The 17,157-nt window shown below is 71.1% G+C and carries 17 protein-coding genes; 11 read left to right on the top strand and 6 right to left on the bottom strand.

Annotation, left to right across the window (positions count from 1 at the left end):
* The first annotated feature begins 48 nt into the window (after positions 1-48).
* The 3 genes from HTV45_RS26990 to HTV45_RS26980 all read left to right on the top strand — a co-directional run bounded on the left by HTV45_RS26990 (position 49) and on the right by HTV45_RS26980 (position 4,281).
* Entirely contained in the window at positions 49-936 is an 888-nt protein-coding gene (locus HTV45_RS26990; RefSeq protein ID WP_215208492.1) for a winged helix-turn-helix domain-containing protein, read from the top strand.
* Positions 885-1,721: an HAD family hydrolase gene (locus HTV45_RS26985; protein ID WP_215208491.1), complete on the top strand. Its 837-nt coding sequence runs from the start codon at positions 885-887 to the stop codon at positions 1,719-1,721. Before HTV45_RS26990 ends, HTV45_RS26985 begins: the two co-directional genes overlap by 52 nt.
* 391 nt (positions 1,722-2,112) lie before the next feature.
* The gene (locus tag HTV45_RS26980; protein WP_308309759.1) at positions 2,113-4,281 is read left to right on the top strand and encodes an aminoglycoside phosphotransferase family protein; all 2,169 of its coding nucleotides are present in this window, start codon (positions 2,113-2,115) and stop codon (positions 4,279-4,281) included.
* Here the strand turns inward: HTV45_RS26980 and HTV45_RS26975 are convergent.
* Entirely contained in the window at positions 4,265-5,155 is an 891-nt protein-coding gene (locus HTV45_RS26975) for an NAD(P)-dependent oxidoreductase (protein ID WP_215208489.1), read from the bottom strand. The genes HTV45_RS26980 and HTV45_RS26975 overlap by 17 nt on opposite strands.
* Positions 5,156-5,206: 51 nt before the next feature.
* Here HTV45_RS26975 and HTV45_RS26970 point away from each other — a divergent pair, with 51 nt between their 5' ends.
* The gene (locus HTV45_RS26970; RefSeq protein WP_103541225.1) at positions 5,207-5,557 is read left to right on the top strand and encodes a helix-turn-helix domain-containing protein; all 351 of its coding nucleotides are present in this window, start codon (positions 5,207-5,209) and stop codon (positions 5,555-5,557) included.
* A 111-nt stretch (positions 5,558-5,668) separates the two neighbouring features.
* Here HTV45_RS26970 and HTV45_RS26965 read toward each other — a convergent pair whose 3' ends face one another.
* Positions 5,669-6,382: a FadR/GntR family transcriptional regulator gene (locus HTV45_RS26965; protein ID WP_215208488.1), complete on the bottom strand. Its 714-nt coding sequence runs from the start codon at positions 6,380-6,382 to the stop codon at positions 5,669-5,671.
* Positions 6,383-6,595: 213 nt separating this feature from the next.
* On the opposite strand from HTV45_RS26965, the gene HTV45_RS26960 reads away from it, so the two are divergent.
* The 4 genes from HTV45_RS26960 to HTV45_RS26945 all read left to right on the top strand — a co-directional run bounded on the left by HTV45_RS26960 (position 6,596) and on the right by HTV45_RS26945 (position 11,025).
* Positions 6,596-7,837, top strand: coding sequence for an aminotransferase class V-fold PLP-dependent enzyme (locus HTV45_RS26960; RefSeq protein WP_215208487.1), 1,242 nt, complete (start codon positions 6,596-6,598; stop codon positions 7,835-7,837).
* A gap of 76 nt (positions 7,838-7,913) precedes the next feature.
* On the top strand, positions 7,914-9,209 hold the full coding sequence (locus HTV45_RS26955) for a sugar ABC transporter substrate-binding protein (protein WP_215208486.1): 1,296 nt from the start codon (positions 7,914-7,916) through the stop codon (positions 9,207-9,209).
* A gap of 2 nt (positions 9,210-9,211) precedes the next feature.
* A complete protein-coding gene (locus tag HTV45_RS26950; RefSeq protein WP_215208485.1) occupies positions 9,212-10,192 on the top strand; it encodes a carbohydrate ABC transporter permease in 981 nt (326 codons plus the stop codon).
* Positions 10,189-11,025: a carbohydrate ABC transporter permease gene (locus tag HTV45_RS26945; RefSeq protein WP_215208484.1), complete on the top strand. Its 837-nt coding sequence runs from the start codon at positions 10,189-10,191 to the stop codon at positions 11,023-11,025. The genes HTV45_RS26950 and HTV45_RS26945 overlap by 4 nt, the downstream gene beginning before the upstream one ends.
* Positions 11,026-11,048: 23 nt before the next feature.
* Here HTV45_RS26945 and HTV45_RS26940 read toward each other — a convergent pair whose 3' ends face one another.
* Both HTV45_RS26940 and HTV45_RS26935 read right to left on the bottom strand, forming a co-directional pair.
* Positions 11,049-11,648 (bottom strand): DinB family protein, encoded by a 600-nt coding sequence (locus HTV45_RS26940; RefSeq protein WP_215208483.1) that lies wholly within the window; start codon positions 11,646-11,648, stop codon positions 11,049-11,051.
* Positions 11,649-11,688: 40 nt separating this feature from the next.
* Positions 11,689-12,282, bottom strand: coding sequence for a hypothetical protein (locus HTV45_RS26935; RefSeq protein WP_215208482.1), 594 nt, complete (start codon positions 12,280-12,282; stop codon positions 11,689-11,691).
* Positions 12,283-12,442: 160 nt separating this feature from the next.
* On the opposite strand from HTV45_RS26935, the gene HTV45_RS26930 reads away from it, so the two are divergent.
* From HTV45_RS26930 to HTV45_RS26920, 3 genes are all read left to right on the top strand, one after another.
* On the top strand, positions 12,443-13,018 hold the full coding sequence (locus HTV45_RS26930; protein ID WP_215208481.1) for a helix-turn-helix domain-containing protein: 576 nt from the start codon (positions 12,443-12,445) through the stop codon (positions 13,016-13,018).
* Positions 13,019-13,096: 78 nt separating this feature from the next.
* Complete coding sequence (locus HTV45_RS26925) at positions 13,097-13,732, top strand: hypothetical protein (RefSeq protein ID WP_215208480.1); 636 nt, start codon at positions 13,097-13,099, stop codon at positions 13,730-13,732.
* Between the two features lie 149 nt (positions 13,733-13,881).
* The gene (locus HTV45_RS26920) at positions 13,882-14,217 is read left to right on the top strand and encodes a DUF2516 family protein (RefSeq protein ID WP_215208552.1); all 336 of its coding nucleotides are present in this window, start codon (positions 13,882-13,884) and stop codon (positions 14,215-14,217) included.
* Between the two features lie 57 nt (positions 14,218-14,274).
* On the opposite strand, the gene HTV45_RS26915 is transcribed toward HTV45_RS26920, so the two are convergent.
* Both HTV45_RS26915 and HTV45_RS26910 read right to left on the bottom strand, forming a co-directional pair.
* A complete protein-coding gene (locus tag HTV45_RS26915; RefSeq protein WP_215208479.1) occupies positions 14,275-15,648 on the bottom strand; it encodes a PP2C family protein-serine/threonine phosphatase in 1,374 nt (457 codons plus the stop codon).
* 412 nt (positions 15,649-16,060) lie between these two features.
* Positions 16,061-17,155 (bottom strand): NlpC/P60 family protein, encoded by a 1,095-nt coding sequence (locus tag HTV45_RS26910; RefSeq protein WP_215208478.1) that lies wholly within the window; start codon positions 17,153-17,155, stop codon positions 16,061-16,063.
* Between the last annotated feature and the right edge of the window lie 2 nt (positions 17,156-17,157).

Below are 17,157 nucleotides of genomic sequence, written 5' to 3'. Positions count from 1 at the left end.
GAAACAACTTTCAAACAACTCCCGTTAGATGGATCGAAGTTGTAGCGTTTGGTCGTGACCCAGGAGAACGTGGCAGTGAACGGCAGCAGCAGGCTCACCCCGCAGGAGATCGCCGACATCCTGCGGGACCGTATCCGGGCCGGTGAGCTCAAGGCGGGCGACCGGCTGCCCACGCAGGCCGAGCTGGCCGAGGAGTTCGGTGTCGAGCGCGGCACCGTCCGTCAGGCGCTGCGCGCCCTCCAGGACGACGGCCTGCTCAGCAACGTCAGCAAGGGCAGCCCGCCGAGGATCGCGAACCCCGCCCCCGCCCAGGCCGCCCGCGAGGAACCCCAGCCGACGATGGTGGCCCTGGCGCCGCGCCTGGCGAGCGCCTTCGAGACGGGCCGGGTGCGGATCGACGCGCTCTGCCTGACCTCCGAAAGCCTCATGCTGGCGCTCAGCGAACCGGTCCGGCACATTCACGAGGGCCGTATCCGCCCCGACTCGGTCGACGTACGCATCCTCCTGCCCTCCCGTTCCATCAACCTGGCCTTCCCGGTCCCCGTCGAAGCCGACGGCGGCGAGAACCCGGTGCACGAGCGCTGGCTGGCGATGCGCAACGCCCAGGCCCGCGTGCTCCAGCACAACCTCCTCGCCCTGCGCGCCACCCACGGCATCGACGTACGCGTCTCGTTCCGCGCGCTGCCCTTCACCCCGCCCGTGAAGCTGTACCTCCTCAACGGGGACGAGGCGCTGCTCGGCTACTACATGCTCACGCGGCGCGAGGAGGAGTGGGAGAGCCGCACCCTGGAGATGTACGACGTCCTGGGCTCGACCTCGCTGCTCTTCTCCTACCTCAAACAGGCGGGCCAGCGGGACGAGGCGTTCGTGGAGGAATCACAGAAGTGGTTCGACGCCCTCTGGGAAACCATCACGTCGGACCTGACACTCTCCTAGTGACTTCTGAGACGACACGGACCGATGCGGTGAAGGCCGAGACCTGGACAGAACCGGAACCGGAACCGGAGCCGGAGCCGGAACCGAGTGACCTGCGGGACCTGATCGGAAACGCCCGCGTCGTGCTGTGGGACTTCGACGGCCCCATCTGCCGCCTGTTCGCGGGCCACTCCGCGGAGCGGGTGGCAGGCGATCTGGCGTCCTGGCTGGAGGGGCGAGGTCTGCACGGGCTGCTCACGGACGACGAACGCGAGTCCCTGGACCCGCATGTCGTCCTGCGCGCCGTCGACCGCCGGCACCCCGGCAGCGATCTCGTCGCGGAACTGGAGGAGCGGCTGACCCAGGAGGAGCTGCGGGCCACCGCCTCCGCCATGCCGACCCCGTACGCCGATCCGCTGATCCGTACCCTGACCGCGGTCGGCATCCGCCTGGCCATCACCACCAACAACTCCCCCCGTGTGGTGCGCGGGTACCTCGCCTCCCGCGGCCTCGTGCCCTGCTTCACCCCCCACTTCTACGGCCGCACCCAGGAACTGAACCACCTCAAACCCCACCCCCACTGCATCCACCGCGCCCTGAACGCGATCGGCGCCGCCCCCGCCGCCGCCCTGATGATCGGCGACACCCCGTCCGATCTGCTCGCCGCGCGGGCGGCCGGCGTACCGTTCCTCGGCTACGCCCGCAACGAGCAGAAGGGCAAGCTGCTGAGCGACGCGGGCGCCGGCACCGTCGTCGGCTCCCTGGAGCCCGTCCTCCGGCTGGTCCGCGAACTGCGTCAGGCCTGACCTGTCAGCAGGGCGGGGGCGAGCGGGCGGACCGCGCGGGAAGCGGGCCGCTCGCGTCATGCTGATCGCTGGTGGTTCGACCGGCATGCGCTACCATTCGCGCACCGATTGAGCAAGCGCTCGCCTCCGTTCGTACCCAGGGGTACATCAGCCGACTCGAACGGGCTTCCACGGCGTCGGGCAGACGGGTGACACCGCGCCCCGACGTGGTCCCGCACGCGGCACTCCGCATGCGGGAGGGGAGGCCGCGTGCCTACCTTCAGATGTGACCCCCTCGTACCTCCCGGAGCGGCCAGTGGGCGCACCACCTGTTCCCCGACCCGCCCTCGGGGGACCCGCCGCGCCCGGCGTCCGGCTCCGGGACTTCGTGGGACTCGCCACCCGGCGCGGTGTGGCCAGCAGCGGACACCACAACCGGAACTACGTGCTCCCGCTGACCGAGCCGGAGGCGCGGCTGCTCGGACGTGAGCCCGGAACCCCCGTGACCGTGCGGATCCGCCGGTCCGACGTTGTGCCGGTCGTGATCAGGACCTGGGACGACGAGGACGAGATCCTCGGCGCGGTCGAGGGGATCCTGCCGCATGTGCCGCGGTGCCTCGCCAAGGGGGCCGGTTTCGCCATCCACAGCCATGTGGAAGGCGTACCGCTGTCCAGCGTCTGCGGGATCGGGAAGCCCGTGGACACGCTGCTCATCAAGGCGCTGGCCGGGCTGCTCGCCCAGATGGCCCAGGTGCGGCGCAGCGCGCTGCCTCCGCTGCCGGCCGGCTGGCCCCGCAACGACACCGACAGCCAGGGCTTTCTGCGGACGCTCGCGCGGTTGGCGGACCAGCAGATCCGGCAGTCCAATCGGGCCGTCTTCGGTGGACTGTTCGCGGCACTGGGTATCCCGGAGGACGCCTTGGTCAGGCTGGCCGAGCGGGCACCCGTGATGGCGCGGCGGCCGTACAGCCTCCTCCACGCCGACCTGCACCGCGACAACCTGATCGTCTCCTGCGGCGGCACGCTCCCGCTCGTCTGCGTCGACTGGGAGCTGGCGACCTACGGCGACCCGCTGCACGACCTGGCGACCCATCTGGTGCGCATGCGGTACCCGGACCACCAGTGGCCGGAGGTGATCGACGCGTGGGAGGAGGCCATGCGGCGCGTTCGCCCCGCCGCCGTCAACGGACTGGCGAAGGACCTCGGTCACTACCTGGCCTTCGAGCGGGCGCAGTCCGTCTTCCCGGACGTGATACGGGCCGCCCGGAATCTGGAGCAATCGTTCTCCGCGTTCTCCCAGAAGAACCTGGACGAGGCGACGGCGGAGGTGGGCCGGGCGCTGGCGGCGGCCGCCGTACCGCTGCGGCTGCGGAGTGTGCCCGGGGCGCGTGAGATCGAGGGCGCGCTGTTCCGCTGGCTGACGTCCCGCCGTGGCGGGGGCAGCGGCGGCCGCGGTCCCGCGGACCCGGCTTTCGGCTGGCGGCAGGACCGGCGGCTGCCGCTGCCCGAGGACTTCCCGGAGGCCGCCGTCCTGGGCGCCCTCGCGGTGGAGGGCGCGGCGCCGGCGGGACGGGTCTTCAAGGGCACCGCTCACCTCAACACCGTGGTGCGGGTCCAGGGCGTCGACCAGCCTGTCGTCGTACGGCGCAGACTGCCCGAAGTGTGCCGGAGGGAGCCGCGGTTCCTCAGCGAACACGCCGTGCTGCGCGGCATCGAGGAGGCCCCCGTCGCCGTGGCCGCGCCGAGAGCGCTGGCCCTGGGCGAGAGCTACCCCCATGACCGCTTCGTCATCCACACCTACGTGGGCCCGCAGGACATCGGCCGCCCTCCGAACCACCCCGTGAACGGGCTGCTGCCGCACGAGGCGGACGGTCTCGTGGACCAGCTCTGCGCCCTGACCCGGGTGGACTGCCGGCGGTTGGATCCGCTGGCCGGAGAGCGGGGCTTCTACCGGTGGATCACGGACCAGCTCGTCCGTCTCGTCCGTGAGCTGCCCAGGAAGTCGCGGCAACTCGCCCGGCGACTGGGTCTGCCGGACGCCGCGCGACTGGACCAGATCCTGTCCCGGCAGGAGGTGAGCCACCGTGAGCCGTCCCTGCTGCACGGCGACCTGAACCCGTGGAACCTGGTACGCCGTGACGACCCCTACGCGCTGACCATCATCGACTGGGAGATGGCCCTGATCGGCGACCCCCTCTACGACCTGGTCCGGCACATGCACCTCACCCCGACCCGCCCGGAGATCCGTGACCGGATGTTCAGCCGCTGGGAGCGCCGGCTGCCATCCGAGTACACCCGGGACTGGCGGAACGACTGGCAGGCGTACCGCCGACTGGAGATCGTCCGCTCCGCGTACGTCGACCTCGACCGCATCGTGACCGGCGCGGGCCTGGACGCCCCCAACGTCCGCCGCGCGGTGGACTCCTACGCGGTGACCCTGACCGTCGCCACCGGAGCACTGGGTCTCCCGGTCCGCTTCACAGCGAACCCCTGTCTGGCCCGCGCCCTGGTCCAGGAGGACCAGGCACCTGCCGGAACCGGCGCACCCGCGGGCGGGCGGCTGTTCAGCGCCGGCCGATGACCTCGCCCACCCGGCTGAACCCGTCCGTGCCGTGCCCCAGGGCGATGCCCCGGCGGGCCTGGCCCTCGATCACCCGCATGACGCTCGCGTCGATCCCGTGGGCTTCGGAGGCGTGCACGATGTGGGTCATCGTGGACGCGGCCGAGGTGATCGGGTTGAGCTCGCCCGGGTACGTGCCGGTGTCGCTGTCGGCCGCGAACTCGGTGAACATCGGTGGCAGGATCGCGGCGATGCCCTGGGCGAAGGGAGCGAGTTCCGCGCCGGTGACGCCTTCCGCGCGGGCCAGCGCGAGGGCGTGCGTACAGCCGGCCATCGCCGTCCAGAAGATGTCGAGGAGCGCGATGTCGTACGCCGCGGCCCGGCCCGTGTCCTCGCCGAGATGGGTGTGGGTGCCGCCGAGCGCCGCCAGGACCGGCCGGTGTTCTTCGTACAGCTCCCGGGGCCCGCTGTGCAGGAACACCGCGTCGTCCGTGCCGATGGCCGGCGTGGGGGTCATGATCGCGCCGTCCAGGTAGCGGATGCCGTGCCGGCCGGCCCAGCCTGCCGTGTCACGGGCGCGCTCCGGGGTGTCGGCGCTCAGGTTCACGACCGTCCGGCCCTTGAGCGCGGTGGTGACGGCGGCCTGGCGCAGTACGGCGTCCGAGGCGTCGTAGTTCACCACGCAGACGACGGTCAGCGGGCTTGCGGCGACCGCCTCCTCGGGAGTGGGTGCCGGGACCGCGCCCCGCGCGGTCAGTTCGCCGTCCCGGCCCGGGGTGCGGTTCCAGACGGTGGTGTGCAGACCCGCGTCCAGGAAGGCCGCGGCCAGTGCCCGGCCCATCGGTCCGAGACCGAGGACGGTCACGGCGGCGGACTGGTCGGTGGTGTAAGACATGGTGGTGACTCCGTTGAAGTGCAGGTCATTTGATGAGGAAAGGGGCGCGTCATGGTGCACCGGCGGCATGATCCGGACGTCTGCGGGGTGACCGCCGCGATCGCCGTGATCGAGGGCAAGTGGAAGACCACGCTGCTGTGGCTGCTGGAGTCCGGTCCGCACCGTCCGGCCGAACTGCGCCGACGGGTGCCCGGCCTCAGTGAGAAGGTGCTGACCGACGCGTTGCGCGAGATGGAGGCGGACGGCGTGGTGCACCGGGAGGTGCACGACGTACTGCCGCCGAAGACGGTCTACTCGCTGACCGGGTTCGGCCGTGAACTCTCCGAGGCGCTGGCGCCCCTGTCGGACTGGGGCCATCGCCGCCTCGAGAAGCTGGGCGGGGTCCGCCCTCCGGCCTCATGACGACGCCTGCCCGCACTCCCTCCCTCCGCTGAGCGCCCCGGTCGGTTCACCACAAGGTTCGCCCGCACCGCGCCGGACGCCAAGTACGCACAAAAAAGTGGGTGGGCCCGGTCAGGCGGAGGGGGTGTCGTCCCGCTCCGTCTCCTCCACCGGCGGCATCAGCGCGCGCAGCCAGCGTTCCGTCTGGGCGACGTGGGCCTCGGCCGCGCCCGCTGCCGTGCCGGGGTCGCGGTCGGCGATCGCGGTGGCCAGGATGCGGTGGTCGGCGTCGCTCTTGCGGCGCAGGTCGGGGCCCTCGGGGAGGGTGAAGACCTGGTACTTGCGGGAGCGGGCGCGGAAGACCGCGAGCAGCGAGGCGAGGGTGGGGTTGCCGCCCGCGCGGGCGATCTCGGCGTGGAAGCGGTGGTCGAGCTCCGAGGCCTCGGTGGGGTCCTCGGTGGCCTCCATGGCCTCGATGAGGGAGAAGAGGGTCTCGATCGTCCCGGGTGTCGCGCGGGCGGCGGCCTTGGCGGCGACGTGCGCCTCCAGGACGCGCCGGATCTCGTAGACCTCCAGCAGGCCGGGCAGCGGCAGCAGTTGCAGGGTCAGCGAGAGGCTGCCGATGAGGTCCTCGGGCCGGAGCTGGGAGACATAGGTGCCGGAGCCGTGGCGCGGCTCGATCACGCCCAGGGCCGCGAGCATGCGCACCGCCTCGCGCAGTGAGCCGCGGGAGACGCCCAGTTCCTCGCAGAGATCCGCCTCGGGGGGAATGCGCTCCCCGGCGCCGAGCCGCCCCGTCGCGATCATGTGCCGTAGGCCGTGGAACGCCTTGTCGACTGCGGACATCCGATTCCTCCCCTGGCGGGACCGGCGGATCCCGTCGTCCCTCGGAGCACTGTAGCGAGGCGGGTCATCAGATGTCTTGGATGTGTCGGCCGTAAGTCATCCGACTTCTTTGCTGCACAGGGCTTGTCATGGCCGAAAAAGGCGTGCCAACATCCCGAGTCATCATACGTCTCGGCCTGAGGGTCTGATGTGTCCCTCGCGGATGGGAGTCATGTGAGCGAGACCGAGGTCACCACCGCACCGCGTCCCCTGCTGCTGGCCGACGGCCGGCCGGCGGCGCGGGCCTGGTCGCTGGATCCCGCCCTGCGCCATCTCAACCACGGCTCGTTCGGCGCCGTACCGCTCGCCGCACAGCAGCGGCAGAACGAACTGCGCACGGAGATGGAGCGCGCACCGGTGGTGTGGTTCCCCGAGCTTCCGGCGCGGCTCGCGGCGGCCCGGGTCGCTCTGGCTGCCTTCCTCGGCGCGGACCCCGGCGACCTCGCCCTGGTGCCGAACGCGAGTGCCGGAGTGAGCGTCGTCTACGCCGGGCTGGAGCGGCGGCGCGGCGGCGAGATCGTGGTCACCGACCACGGCTACGGCGCCGTGACGATGGGCGCCGAGCGGCTGGCGCGCCGCTGGGGCGGCCGGGTGCGCACCGCCCGGGTGCCGCTGGACGCGGACGAGGAGGGGGCGTACCAGGCCGTGATGGCCGAGGTGGGGGAGGGCACGGCGCTCGTGGTGGCCGACCAGATCACCTCGGCGACCGCCCGCCGGCTGCCGGTCGGACGGCTCGGGACGGAGCTGCGGCGGCGCGGGGTGCCGCTGCTCGTCGACGGCGCGCACGCACCCGGACTGATCGCCGCCCCGCTCGATGGTCTCACCTGCGACTTCTGGGCCGGCAACCTGCACAAGTGGGGCTGCGCGCCGCGCGGTACGGCGGCCCTGGTGGCGCGTGGACCGCTGCGCGACGCGCTGTACCCGCTGATCGACTCCTGGGGCGCCCACGACCCCTACCCCGACCGCTTCGACCAGCAGGGCACGGTCGACGCCACCCACTACCTGGCCGCGGCGACGGCCCTCGACCTCGTCGGCAGCACCTGGGGCTGGCCCGCGGCCCGCCGCTACATGGACGAGCTGGCCGGCTACGCCGAGCAGGTCGTGGGCGCCGCCGTCACCCGGCTGACCGGCACGGACGCCCGCGTCGACGTCGGCATGCCCGTACCCGGCATGCGGCTGGTGAGGCTGCCCGACGGCCTCGCCGACAGCCGCCTGGCCGCCGACGCCCTGCGGGACCGGGCCGCCGCCGAACTGGGCGTCGAGGCCGCGTTCACCAGTTTCGGCGGTGTCGGCTATGTGCGGCTCTCCGCGCATGTCTACAACACCGCCGAGGACTACGAGTACTTCGCCGAGCGATGCGTTCCCGTGCTCGGCGAGTGGGCCCGCGCGGCGCGCGAGCGGCACCGCACCTCCTAGGCCCAGCCCGCGCCGGCGGCACTCCCCTGGCCCACGCCGGCGTCGTCCCCGTACACCGAAGGAAGAGGTCAGCACGATGAGAAGAAGGACGGCAGCTCTCGCGCTCGGCACCGCCGCCGCGATGGTTCTGACCGGCTGTTCCACCATGAGCCCCGGTGAGAGCGGAACAGTCACCCTCAACATGGTCGAGAGCCTGACCAACCCCGCCCGCTCCGACCTGCTGAAGGAGCTGATAGCCGACTTCGAGAAGCAGAACCCGAAGACCAGGGTCAACCTGGTCTCGCCGCCCACCGAACAGGCCGACCAGAAGATCCAGCAGATGCTCCAGTCCGGCAGCGGCGTCGACGTGCTGGAGGTGCGGGACATCACCGTCGGGCCGTGGTCGAACAACGGCTGGCTGTACGACATGAAGAAGGACCTCGCCGGCTGGAAGGGCTGGGAGGCCCTGACCGACAACACCGTCCAGGCCTCCGAGGACGGCGAGGGCAGGACGTACTTCGTGCCCTACGGCTTCTACGGGCTGAGCCTCTTCCACCGCACCGACCTGATCGAGGAGGCCGGTTTCGACAAGCCGCCGGCCTCCTGGGAGGAACTGCTCGAGCAGGCCTCGAAGATCCACGACCCGTCCGAGCGCCGGTACGGCTACGCCTTCCGGGGCGGTGCCAACGCGCACAGCAACGCCACCGCCGCGATCGAGGCGTACGTCGCCGACGACATCGACCCGGCCAACGGCTACCTGCTGAAGGACGGCAGCACGATCTTCTCCGCGCCCGGCGCGCTGGACGCGATGGAGACCTACCTGAAGCTGTTCGAGGAGGCCTCGCCCAAGTCGTCGGTGGCCTGGGGCTATCCGGAGATGGTCGAGGGCTTCTCCAACGGCTCGACCGCCTTCCTGCTCCAGGACCCCGAGGTCATCGCCACCGTCTCGGAGTCCAAGTCGATCCAGCAGGACCAGTGGAGCACCGCCCCGCTGATGGCAGGGCCCAGCGGCAAGACCGTGCAGCCGCTGGCCACCGCCGGATGGGGCGTGGCGGACGGCAGCAAGAACAAGGCGGCGGCGGTGAAGCTGGTCGAGTTCCTCTCCGAGGGGGAGGCGTCGACGGCGTTCACCAAGAAGAACAGCCTGGTGCCGATCCTCAAGTCGGCGGCCGAGGACGAGTTCTACCGGACCGGCCCGTGGGCCAGCTACGTCACCATGACGGAGAATCCGGACCGGTACCTCGTCGTCACCCAGCCGCGCGGAGTCGCCTGGTGGGCGGAGTGGCAGCAGCGCGCCGACACCGACGTGCAGAAGATGATCCTCGGCAAGCTGACGCCGAAGGAGCTGCTGGCCGGCTGGGACGCGTACTGGACCGAGAAGTGGAAGAAGTAGCGATGTCCACGTCCACCTCCGAGGTACGCAAGGCGCCCCCCGCGCGGAAGGGGGGCGCCCCGCCCGGACGGACCGGGCGCCGGCGCGAGTTCACCACCCGGCGCGGGCTGGTCGTCGCGGCTTTCATGGCACCGGCGGCCGTCTTCGTGGCGGTCTTCACGTACTACCCGATGATCGCCGGCAGCCAGATGGCGTTCCGGAACTGGAACCTGACCGACCTCACCGACACGTCCTGGGTGGGCTGGAAGAACTTCCGTGACGTCTTCACCGACCCCGCGTGGAGCACGGTGCTCGACAACACCCTGCTCTGGGTGGTGGGTTCGATCGTGCCGCAGCTGGTGATCGGGTTCGCGATCGCGCTCTGGCTGCGGCGGCGGTTCCGTCTCCGCGGGCTCTACCAGGCGCTGATCTTCTTCCCGTGGGCCATCTCCGGGTTCCTCATCGGCATCCTGTTCCGCTGGCTGTTCAACAGCGAGTTCGGCGTCGTCAACGACCTGCTGCAGAAGGCGGGGCTCATCGACGAGCCGATCGCCTGGCTGGCCGATCCGCAGACCGCGATGATCGCCGTCCTGATCGCCAACGTCTGGTACGGCGTCACCTTCTTCGCGATCATGATCCTGGCCGCGCTGCAGTCGATCCCCGACGAGCTGTACGAGGCGGCGGCACTGGACGGCGCGGGCAAGGCGCGGACCCTCTTCCAGATCACCATCCCCTACATCCGTACGACGCTGGCCCTCACCGTGCTGCTGCGCGTCATCTGGATCTTCAACTTCCCCGACCTGATCTTCGGGATGACCGGGGGCGGGCCGAACAACGAGACGCACATCGTGACCACCTGGATGATCAAGATCACGCAGCAGGGCGACTACGGCAAGGCCTCCGCCCTCGGTCTCCTGGTCGTCGCCATCCTGCTGGTCTTCGCGGTGTTCTTCCTGCTGGCGACGCGGGAGCGGCAGACCGGAAAGCGAGGGGTGCGGGCGTGATCGGCAAGGAAACCACGGCCGGCCGGGCGGTCAAGTTCACGTTCCTCGGCCTGTGGCTGGTCTTCTCCCTCTTCCCCCTCTACTGGATCACCGTCACCTCGCTCAAGGCGCCCGGCGACATCTTCACCTTCCCCCTCGCCTACTGGCCCGAGCGGTTCTCCCTGGAGAACTACCAAGGTCTGTTCGGCAAGGCGGACTTCGGGACGTACCTGGTCAACAGCCTGGTGGTGGCCACGGTCGCGGGCGTGATCGCCACGGCGATCTCGACCCTGTCGGCGTACGTCCTCGCGCGGTTCGAGTTCCGCACGAAGTCGGCCCTGCTGATGGCGGCCCTGGTCACCCAGATGATCCCGTCGTTCATCGCGCTGGGCCCGCTGTACCTGCTGATGACCGACCTGCGGCTGGTCGACAACCGCTTCGGCCTGATCCTCGTCTACATCGCCGTCTGCGTCCCCTTCTGCACGGTCATGCTGCGCGGCTTCTTCGCCAACATCCCGGACGCGCTGGAGGAGGCCGCCATGATCGACGGTCTGTCGCGTCTCGGGGCGCTGATACGGGTGCTGATGCCGGTGATGCGGCCCGGGATCGTGGCCGCGTTCATCTTCAACTTCGTCAACTGCTGGAACGAGCTGTTCCTGTCGGTGACGCTGATGAACAGCGACGACAACAAGACGGTGCCGACGGCTCTGAACGGCTTCATCTCCAGCTTCAACATCGACTGGGGCTCGATGTCCGCGGCGGCCGTGCTCACCATCCTCCCCACCATGGTCCTCTTCGCCTTCGCCAGCCGGCACATCGTCCAGGGGCTGACCTCGGGGGCGGTGAAGGGGTGACGGAGAGACCCCCCGGGGGGCGGTCACGCCCGGCGGTCCGCCTCCCGGGCCGCGCGCTCCAGCCGCCCGCGGTAGGCCTCCCACCAGGCCGGGTCCGTCGACGGGAGGCTGGTGGCGGTCGCGTGCTCTCCCACGGAGCCGTCCAGGAGTTCGCGGAGGATGTCGGCGTGGCCGGCGTGACGCTGGGTGTCGGCGATCACGCGGACCACGGCGTGGTGCAGGGTCAGCCCGTCCCGGTCGTCCGGCCACCACGGCACCCTGCCGGCCGTGTCCAGCGGCAGGGCGGCGATCGTCGCGTCCGCGTGCGCCCACGCCCGGCGGTACAGCCCCACCACGAACGCGCGCGACTCCCCGGTGGCGGCCCACATGTCCGCGTTGGTCTCCGCCGCGTCCGCCAGCCAGGGCAGGGGCTCGCCGGACGGGCGGCCGAAGGTGTCCCCGAGGTAGCCCAGCTCCACCCCGGCCGCATGCTTCACCAGGCCCAGGAGGTTGGTACCGGTCGGTGTCATCGGGCGGCGGATGTCGTACTCGGAGAGACCGTCGAGTTTCCACAGGAGGGCGTCGCGGGCCTCCTGGAGGTAGCGGCGGAGGTCGGACCCGGCGGTTTCGGCTGCGGCAGTCATACCGCTCAGTCTGCCGTTGCGCCCCGCGGGCTCCGGGGCGTCATCTTCTGCCGCGTGGTCGCTTGTTGCCGCTGGTCGATCCCAAGGGGGCACGGCTGCTGCCGCCGCTCGGGCCATCCCGGTCACGTTCCCTGCCTCGCCCGTTCCGCTGCGAGTCGAGGGCGGCGGCCGCCGCTGTATTCAGAGGTGCGGTGCTGTAAAGCCCCAGCCGGGTCGCTACCGTCGACGTCTGTCCGTGCCTCTCGACGTGCTCGGCGAGGCGGGTCCGGTAGGTGTCGTGTGCGTTTCGCACTGCATCGAGGGAGCGAATCGCCGCATCCCGCATTTCCTGTCGCACGGGCGCCCATCGGGTCCACTCGGCTGCGGCTTCAGCAGGGGTGTACCCCCGGCGGTCGATGCCCTGCTGCACGTTCTGTTCGAAGTTGTTCAGCCTGTCCGTTCGCGTCTGGACCAGTTGTTCACCCCTTTCGATGTTGGCCCAGGGGTTCGCCGTGTCGAAGGATTGTCGGAGGCTGCTGGGCAGTGCACCCCGGACAGCGTCGGCGCCGTACGTGTCCACCAGCTCGCGAGCACTCGGAATCGGCGGATCGGTGTGGATCTGGAAATCTGCCCCGTCCTGATGCGGATGGCTCATGGCAGTCCTTTCATCGGTCGGTGACCATCGGCTCAACGTGCTGCCCGTCCGGATGGTTCAACGTGCGCGTGCTCAGGCTCACGAGCCCGGTGCTGTGCCGTGGAGCACTATTGCAAGCAGGTTGCTTGCAATAGTTAGCATGGTGCGGCACAGTGGAGGCATGGCTTCGCTCAACGTCGGCAATCTCGGTGAGTACCTGCGCGAGCAGCGGCGCAGCGCTCAGCTGTCGCTGCGGCAGCTCGCCGAGGCTGCCGGGGTGTCCAATCCCTATCTCAGCCAGATCGAGCGCGGGCTGCGCAAGCCCAGCGCGGAGGTGCTGCAGCAGGTCGCCAAGGCGCTGCGGATCTCCGCCGAGACGCTGTACGTCCGGGCTGGCATCCTCGACGCGGAGCGGGACCGGGACGAGATGGAGACCCGTGCCGTGCTGATCGCCGACCCCACGCTGACCGAGCGTCAGAAGCAGGTGCTGCTCCAGATCTACGAGTCGTTCCGCAAGGAGAACGGGTTCGGCGGCGCCGAGTACGCGGATGCGGCAGAGGTGGCGGAGGCGGCCGGGGTGTCCGAGGCGGCCGGGGCCGCAGATGCGGGTGACCGCGCGTTGGACGTCCCGGAGAGCGATGCCGTGATACGCCGGAGCCACAAGGCCCGCAGCGGTACGCCCGGCAGGAGCCGGCCCGGCGCGGCCGGTGACATCGACAGTGACAGTGACAGCGATCCGCGGCGGACGGCCGGCTGAGCCGGACCAGGGCACCGGCCGCCTGCCGCGGAGCACATACAACCCTCAGCCGAAACGATATCCGGGAGGACCATCACCATGGCCATCACCGACGACCTGCGCAAGACCCTCAGCGACCCGACCCCGCTCTACTTCGCCGCCGGTACCGCCGATCTCGCGCTGCAGCAGGCCAAGAAGGTGCCGGCGCTGGTGGAGCAGCTGCGTGCGGAGGCACCGGCCCGCATCGAGAAGGTGCGGAGCACCGACCCCAAGGCCGTCCAGGAGCGGGCGACCGTCCGGGCCCGGGAGACGCAGGAGAACCTCCAGGTCAAGGTCGGCGAGCTCATCGGCTCGCTCGACACCGACCTGAAGAAGCTCGGCGAGAACGCCCAGGACCTCGCGCTGCGCAGCGTCGGCATCGCCGCCGAGTACGCGGTCAAGGCCCGCGAGACCTACGAGAAGGTCGCCGAGCGCGGCGAGCAGACCGTGAAGACCTGGCGCGGCGAGGCCGCCGAGGGCATCGAGGACATCGCCGTGGCGGTCGAGCCCGCTGCCGAGCCGGTCGCCGAGCCGGTCGTGGAGCCGAAGCCCGCGGCCCGGCCCGAGCCGGTCCAGGTCAGGGACGACAAGCCGGCCGCCGGTGTCCCGAACGGTGCCGAGGTGAAGAAGCCCGCCGCCAAGAAGGCCCCGGCGCGCAAGACCAGCGCGAAGAAGACGACCCCGCCCGCGAAGTAGGACACGGGGAGCGGAAGCCGGGAGCGGGATGGTGTGACGGGCCGGGCACTCTGCGGAGTCCCGGCCCGTTCTCCGGATAGCCGGCCGGGGGATGCGGGTACGGTGACGGCGTAGACGACGAGCGGAATCGGGTGGTGGACGTTGTGCTGATGCAGGGCTTCGCGGGGTTCATGTGGCTGCTGAGCATGGGTCTGATCGTTTTCAGCGGCTTCGCGCTGATCGACGCCGCGACGCGTCGTGAGGACGCCTACCGCGCGGCGGACAAGAAGACCAAGCCGTTCTGGCTGATCATCCTCGCCCTCGCCTTCGTGGTGAACCTGATCTTCAACATCCTGTCGTTCCTGCCGATCATCGGACTGATCGCGACCATCGTGTACATGGTCGACGTCCGCCCGGCTCTGCGGGGCCTGCCCGGCGGCGGCCGCGCCCATCGGGGCGGCTCCAGCAGCGACGGCCCCTACGGCCCGTACAACGGCGGCCGCTGACGCACGCCGGGCCGTCCCCCCGTTCCGGGTGACGGCGCGGCCGGCCGGGGGGGCGGTTCACGCCCCCCGGTCCAGCAGCAGTACCGCCACGTCGTCCGTCAGCTCTCCCCCGTTGAGGTCCCGCACCTCGTTCACGGCGGTCCGCAGCAGCTGCTCGCCGCTCAGCCCCTCGGAGAGCTGCCTGCGGATCATGTCCACCATGCCCTCCTGGCCGAGCCGCTCGCCGGTGTCGCCGACCCGGCCCTCGATCAGGCCGTCGGTGTAGAGCATCAGGCTCCACTCGGCGCCCAGCTCCATCTGCATCCGCGGCCAGCGGGCGCCCGGCAGCAGTCCGAGCGCCGGTCCGTTGTTGTCGTCCGGCAGCAGGCGTGCGGGCATGCCCGGCCGGGCGAGCAGCGGCGAGGGGTGTCCGGCCAGGCAGAGGCCCGCCCGGCGGCCGTCCGGCGCGATGTCCACCGTGCACAGGGTCGCGAAGATCTCGTCGTCCGGGCGCTCGTGCTCCAGCACCTGCTGCAGTGTGCCGAGCAGCTGGTCCCCGCACAGCCCCGCCAGGGTCAGCGCACGCCAGGCGATGCGCAGCTCCACGCCGAGGGCGGCCTCGTCCGGGCCGTGCCCGCAGACGTCGCCGATCATGGCGTGCACGGTGCCGTCCGGGGTGCGGACGACGTCGTAGAAGTCGCCTCCCAGCAGCGCACGCGAGCGGCCGGGCCGGTAGCGGGCGGCGAACCGGAGCGGGGAGCCGTCCAGCAGCGGCGTCGGCAGCAGGCCGCGCTCCAGCCGGCGGTTCTCCTGGGCGCGCACGCGGCCCTCGGCGAGGCGCCGCTCGGCGGAGTCGGACCGCTTGCGCTCCACCGCGTAGCGGATCGCCCGGCTCAGCAGCCGGCCGTCCAGCTCGTCGCGGACGAGATAGTCCTGGGCGCCCACGCGCACCGCCTCCGCGCCGCGCTCGGTGTCGTCGGCGCCGGTCAGGGCGAGGACGGCGTGCCGGGGCGCGATCTCGAGCACGCGCTTCAGCACGGCCAGCTCGTCGTCGCCGGTGCGGCCCGGCGCGGGCAGCGCGAGGTCCAGCAGGATGCAGTGGACGTCGTCGGTCAGCAGCCGCTCGGCCTCGGTGAGGTTGCGGGCGGTGCGGACGCGAACAGGTCTGCCGGACGGGTCGAGCAGGTCCGGCACGATCGGCGACCCGCCGGGGTCGTCCTCGATCAGCAGCAGGGTGAGGTGGGTGTGGGCGGACGTCTCGGCCCGGTCCGGCGCGGTGCCGGCCGTCCGGTCCGCGGCGCTGTGCCCGGACGGGGCGGTGGCCTGGCGCGCGGCGGCGGCCGTGCCGGCCGCCGAGGAGACCTGGGCGGAGCCTTCTTGCTGTGCGGCGGCGGGCGCCTGACCACCTTCCGCGGCCGGGATCGCTCTCTGCCGCGGTACGGGTGCGGGCATTGTTACGGGTTCCTTCCCTCCCCCCGAGGGCATGGCGGGGCGACGGATCTCGGCCCTGTCCCCGGCTCGCGGCTCTCTGTGCGAGCAGGGGCTGCCCCTTCGAACGGGGACGATAGCGGTTGACGGCGCCGCAGCGGAATGGTGTGAACCACGCCGCCGTGCCGCCGGCCGCTGTCATATGCCGCGTTTGCTACCGCAGTTGGACAGGCCGGAGGTGACGGGGAAATGACGAACGTCACGTCCACGGGGAGTTTGTCGGCAAGATCGACGTGCTTTGGGTCACTTTGCCTGCTCTGCCCGGCCGTTGAGCGGATCGAGATGCCGTGGGTGGGCACGGCGGGGCTGTGAGGCGGTGCGGAGCGGGGCGCTGTGGGCTGGTGCTGCGCGGGGTGGCGTGCTGGGCTCCCGACGGTCAGTTCGCCGCGGGGTCCGGCCGTACGACCCCGAGGATCGGCATCGATCCGGCACCCGCGAGCGTCACCGACCGGCCGGGACGCGGGGCGTGCACCATGACGCCGTCGCCGACGTACATCCCCACATGGCTTGCGTCGCCGAAGTAGATGATGAGGTCACCGGGGCGCATGTCTCCCACGTCGACCCGGGTCAGCTGCTGCCACTGCGCCTGTGAGGTGCGCGGCATGCCCAGTCCGGCCGATATCCAGGCCTGCGAGGTCAGTCCGGAGCAGTCGTACGTGTTCGGGCCCTCGGCGCCCCACTGGTACGGCTTCCCGATCTGCGCGGTGGCGTACGCCACGGCCTTCCTGCCCTGGGGCGTCGCCTTGCCGTCGATCCCGGCGAGGGCGCCGGAGCCCAGCCAGCTCGCCTGGGCCCGGTCGGCGGCCTGCCGCTCCAGCCGGTGCAGGCGCTCCCTCTCCTCCTGCTCCAGCTCGGACTCGACCTTCTCGGCCGCCTCGATCTGCTTCTCGATCTTCTTCTGCGCCGTGGCCTTCGCCCTGCGGCCCGCCTCCAGCTTCCTCCACTGCGCGTCCGCGTCCTGCGCGTACTGCTCCAGGTCCTGCTGGACGCGGGTCTTCTCGCCGAGCAGCCCTCTGGTCGCGTGCTCGCCCTGCCGCACCCGTCCCGCGCCGTCGAGGAAGTCCTGCGGATCGTCGCTCAGCATGAGGTGAGCCTCGGGCGGCAGCCCGCCACCGCGGTACTGGGCGGCGGCCGCGGCGCCGGCGCGGGCCTTCAGCTCGGCCAGCTTCTCCCGGCCGTCGACGATCTTCTTCGCCAGCCGGACGATCTCGGCCGACTGCTTCTGCGCCTTCTCCTCGGCGGCGTTGTACTCCTCGGTGGCCACGGCCGCCGCGCGGTAGAGCCTCTCGAGCTTCTTGCGCACGGCTTCGAGCTGCTGGTCGGTGACCACCACGGTGACGCTCGCGGCCGTGCCCGGAGGCGGCGACGGGGGAGTGGGCGCCGCGAACGCGGTGCCCGGCACCGCCAGTACCGTGACCGCGCAGACCACGGCCACGGCCGCCGTGAGCAACCCGCGCTTGCCTGCTCCCATGA

This window comes from Streptomyces sp. CHD11 (genome assembly GCF_018638295.1).
Taxonomy (GTDB): domain Bacteria; phylum Actinomycetota; class Actinomycetes; order Streptomycetales; family Streptomycetaceae; genus Streptomyces.
This window is presented reverse-complemented; position numbering and strand designations above follow the sequence as displayed.

Bases quoted from the DNA above. Each gene is read 5' to 3' on its own strand.
- HTV45_RS26975 (WP_215208489.1), bottom strand. From the start codon at position 5,155: ATGTCTTACACCACCGACCAGTCCGCCGCCGTGACCGTCCTCGGTCTC.
- HTV45_RS26970 (WP_103541225.1), top strand. From the start codon at position 5,207: ATGGTGCACCGGCGGCATGATCCGGACGTCTGCGGGGTGACCGCCGCG.
- HTV45_RS26965 (WP_215208488.1), bottom strand. From the start codon at position 6,382: ATGTCCGCAGTCGACAAGGCGTTCCACGGCCTACGGCACATGATCGCG.
- HTV45_RS26955 (WP_215208486.1), top strand. From the start codon at position 7,914: ATGAGAAGAAGGACGGCAGCTCTCGCGCTCGGCACCGCCGCCGCGATG.
- HTV45_RS26950 (WP_215208485.1), top strand. From the start codon at position 9,212: ATGTCCACGTCCACCTCCGAGGTACGCAAGGCGCCCCCCGCGCGGAAG.
- HTV45_RS26940 (WP_215208483.1), bottom strand. From the start codon at position 11,648: ATGACTGCCGCAGCCGAAACCGCCGGGTCCGACCTCCGCCGCTACCTC.
- HTV45_RS26935 (WP_215208482.1), bottom strand. From the start codon at position 12,282: ATGAGCCATCCGCATCAGGACGGGGCAGATTTCCAGATCCACACCGAT.
- HTV45_RS26930 (WP_215208481.1), top strand. From the start codon at position 12,443: ATGGCTTCGCTCAACGTCGGCAATCTCGGTGAGTACCTGCGCGAGCAG.
- HTV45_RS26925 (WP_215208480.1), top strand. From the start codon at position 13,097: ATGGCCATCACCGACGACCTGCGCAAGACCCTCAGCGACCCGACCCCG.
- HTV45_RS26920 (WP_215208552.1), top strand. From the start codon at position 13,882: ATGCAGGGCTTCGCGGGGTTCATGTGGCTGCTGAGCATGGGTCTGATC.
- HTV45_RS26915 (WP_215208479.1), bottom strand. From the start codon at position 15,648: ATGCCCGCACCCGTACCGCGGCAGAGAGCGATCCCGGCCGCGGAAGGT.
- HTV45_RS26910 (WP_215208478.1), bottom strand. From the start codon at position 17,155: ATGGGAGCAGGCAAGCGCGGGTTGCTCACGGCGGCCGTGGCCGTGGTC.